Raw genomic sequence first — 3,972 nt, forward strand, 5'->3', positions numbered from 1 at the left:
TGCAAGCATGAGGTCGTCGGTTCGATCCCGTCTGGCTCCACCATTCGTTTGGTGTTGAGGGCAACGGGAGTTCATCCAAGAAGGAAGATATGGTTTGCGGCGTCTGCTGAGTTTGTCTCGCGGGCGTTTGCTGGATGTTTGTGACATTGTGAAGAGAAGACGGATCCTGGAGGACCGGCTGTCATTCGTGGCGGTTTGGTTCTGTATGGCGTCCATGTGCCGAGGGGGTTCATCGCTCCTTTGGGTTTAGTGCATGGCGCCCCGAAGGTGATCCTCACCCCATGGGTTTGGTTGTTCTGGTTCGATAAGGGCTGGGGCGGCGGGACCGATGGAATGGATTGTTTTTGGTTCGTGATCGATCGTGCCTGACCGCCGATCGCTGGGATTCGTTTCGAGAAGCTGGTCTTTCGCCGGTGTCCTGTGGTCGCTCCGACCACGCATGGGATGCCGGCATGGATGCCGCTGCAGGACGCTGGATGGGGTTGCACGCCCCGCCGGTGTTGGCGGTGTCCGAACAAGCGAATGAAGACCGATTGTTCATGTCTTCTCTCTCGGCCCGGTGGGCCGAAACGGGCATGGGCGATGGGAGAGATCAAGAAGGTTAAGGGCATTTGGTGGATGCCTTGGCACACACAGGCGATGAAGGACGTGATACGCTGCGAAAAGCCATGGGGAGCTGCGAATAAGCTTTGATCCGTGGATATCCGAATGGGGCAACCCACCTCCGATCTCTAGGAAATCATTTGGTTTTGGTGAAGCGCTGGGCTGGAAAGCCCGGGCGCCGATTGGCATGGGTGCTGTTTCCTTTGGAGGAAAGGCGCCCCGGACCTTTGGTCCGCAAGGCCGACCGGCCGTCGGGCCTGATGGCCCGCGCCCCGTGCAGCCGATCGCCCCGAGGGCGATCGAGCGTGAGCGGCCGAAACCAGAATGGTTTCTAGAGATCAATAGCGAGGTATCTGCACCTGAATCCATAGGGTGTAAGAAGCGAACCCGGGGAACTGAAACATCTCAGTACCTGGAGGAAAGGACATCAACCGAGACTCCGTCAGTAGCGGCGAGCGAACGCGGACCAGGCCAGTGGTTTTGAGGAGAGCAAGCCGAACGCGTTGGAAAGCGCGGCGAGAAGGGTGACAGCCCCGTAGGCGTAATGATCCTTTGAATCCTTGAGTAGGGCGGGACACGAGAAATCCTGTCTGAACATGGGGGGACCACCCTCCAAGCCTAAGTACTCGTGTGTGACCGATAGCGAACCAGTACCGTGAGGGAAAGGTGAAAAGCACCCCGACGAGGGGAGTGAAAGAGAACCTGAAACCGGATGCCTACAAACAGTGGGAGCCATGATTGGTGACCGCGTACCTTTTGTATAATGGGTCAGCGACTTAGTCTGGCGAGCGAGCTTAAGCCGATAGGTGGAGGCGCAGCGAAAGCGAGTCCGAAATGGGCGTGCATGAGTTCGTCGGATTAGACCCGAAACCGAGTGATCTAGCCATGAGCAGGCTGAAGGTGCGGTAACACGCACTGGAGGGCCGAACCCGCATCTGTTGCAATAGATTGGGATGACTTGTGGCTAGGGGTGAAAGGCCAATCAAACTCGGAAATAGCTGGTTCTCCGCGAAATCTATTTAGGTAGAGCGTCGGATGAACACCGTGTGGGGTAGAGCACTGAATGGGCTAGGGGGACTTACCGTCTTACCAAACCCAATCAAACTCCGAATACGCACGAGTGCTGTCCGGCAGACACACGGCGGGTGCTAACGTCCGTCGTGAAGAGGGAAACAACCCTGACCTCCAGCTAAGGTCCCGAAGTCACGGCTAAGTGTGAAAGGATGTGAAGATCCCAAAACAACCAGGATGTTGGCTTAGAAGCAGCCATCATTTAAAGAAAGCGTAACAGCTCACTGGTCTAAACAAGGGTCTTTGCGCCGAAAATGTAACGGGGCTCAAGCCGTGCACCGAAGCTGAGGATTTGCATCTTTGATGCAAGTGGTAGCGGAGCGTTCCCTAGGCCGATGAAGCCGGACCCGTGAGGGCTGGTGGAGGTATGGGAAGTGAGAATGCTGACATGAGTAACGATAAAGGGTGTGAGAGACACCCTCGCCGAAAGTCCAAGGGTTCCTGCTTAAAGTTAATCTGAGCAGGGTGAGCCGGCCCCTAAGGCGAGGCCGAAAGGCGTAGTCGATGGGAACCACGCGAACAATCGTGGGCCTGGTGGAGAGTGACGGATCTCGTGTGTCGTTCCTTCTTATTGGATTGAGGGGGCGGCGAAGAGGTTCCTGGAAATAGCCCCACCGTATAGACCGTACCCGAAACCGACACAGGTGGACTGGTAGAGCATACCAAGGCGCTTGAGAGAACTCTGCTGAAGGAACTCGGCAAATTGCACGCGTAACTTCGGAAGAAGCGTGACCCTTTTTGACGCAAGTCAGATGGGGTGGCACAGACCAGGGGGTAGCGACTGTTTACCAAAAACACAGGGCTCTGCGAAGTCTGTAAGACGACGTATAGGGTCTGACGCCTGCCCGGTGCTGGAAGGTTAAGTGGAGGGGTGCAAGCTCTGAAACGAAGCCCCAGTAAACGGCGGCCGTAACTATAACGGTCCTAAGGTAGCGAAATTCCTTGTCGGGTAAGTTCCGACCTGCACGAATGGCGTAACGACTTCCCCGCTGTCTCCAGCAGAGACTCAGTGAAATTGAATTCCCCGTGAAGATGCGGGGTTCCTGCGGTCAGACGGAAAGACCCCGTGCACCTTTACTATAGCTTTACACTGGCATTCGTGTCGGCATGTGTAGGATAGGTGGTAGGCTTTGAAGCGTGGGCGCCAGCTCATGTGGAGCCATCCTTGAAATACCACCCTTATCGTCATGGATGTCTAACCGCGGTCCGTTATCCGGATCCGGGACAGTGTATGGTGGGTAGTTTGACTGGGGCGGTCGCCTCCCAAAGAGTAACGGAGGCGCGCGATGGTGGGCTCAGACCGGTCGGAAATCGGTCGTCGAGTGCAATGGCATAAGCCCGCCTGACTGCGAGACCAACAAGTCGAGCAGAGACGAAAGTCGGTCATAGTGATCCGGTGGTCCCCCGCGTGGAAGGGCCATCGCTCAACGGATAAAAGGTACGCCGGGGATAACAGGCTGATGACCCCCAAGAGTCCATATCGACGGGGTTGTTTGGCACCTCGATGTCGACTCATCGCATCCTGGGGCTGGAGCAGGTCCCAAGGGTATGGCTGTTCGCCATTTAAAGCGGTACGTGAGTTGGGTTCAGAACGTCGTGAGACAGTTCGGTCCCTATCTGCCGTGGGTGTCGGAGCATTGCGAGGATCTGTCCCTAGTACGAGAGGACCGGGATGGACACACCTCTGGTGGACCTGTTGTGGCGCCAGCCGCATTGCAGGGTAGCTATGTGTGGACTCGATAACCGCTGAAGGCATCTAAGCGGGAAACGAACCTCAAAACCAGTGCTCCCTATCAGGGCCGTGGAAGACCACCACGTTGATAGGCCGGGTGTGGAAGTGCAGCAATGCACGAAGCTTACCGGTACTAATCGCCCGATTGTCTTGATCCCTCCCATTCGCCCATGCCCGTCATGAGACGGGCATGGTCTCCATTCGCTTAGAACGCTCGCGACGCCGATCCAATGGGATCGCCGCCTCCGCTGGGGCGGTCCATCAGGACCGACGCCTGGTCGGGCTTGCGGACCCCATGGGTCCGAGGGCGCGCTCTGAAAATCCTCCCTGCACGAAAGATCCATGCCGCCCGGGCCCTCGCGCCCGGCCCGCAGCCAGCTTCTCGACCCTTGTTGTTCGCCGATCTGGTGGCATAGCGGAGACCCCAACACCCGATCCCATTCCGAACTCGGCCGTGAAACGCTCCAGCGCCCATGATACTTCGTCTCAAGACGCGGGAAAGTCGGTCGCCGCCAGATCCGCCAACAACAAATACACAGCTTCTCACCTCACAATCAGACACACAA

General features: G+C 57.0%; 1 tRNA gene and 2 rRNA genes (1 of these 3 running past the window's edge). All 3 read left to right on the plus strand.

What is annotated here, in order from left to right:
* Positions 1-43: transfer RNA gene (locus tag F9929_RS23725), tRNA-Ala, on the plus strand; it begins 33 nt to the left of the window's first position.
* 547 nt (positions 44-590) lie between these two features.
* Positions 591-3,564 (plus strand): 23S ribosomal RNA (locus F9929_RS23730).
* A gap of 245 nt (positions 3,565-3,809) precedes the next feature.
* A 5S ribosomal RNA gene (gene rrf / locus F9929_RS23735) occupies positions 3,810-3,924 on the plus strand.
* Positions 3,925-3,972: the final 48 nt, after the last annotated feature.

The organism is Aureimonas psammosilenae (assembly GCF_009176975.1).
GTDB classification, from domain to species: domain Bacteria; phylum Pseudomonadota; class Alphaproteobacteria; order Rhizobiales; family Rhizobiaceae; genus Plantimonas; species Plantimonas psammosilenae.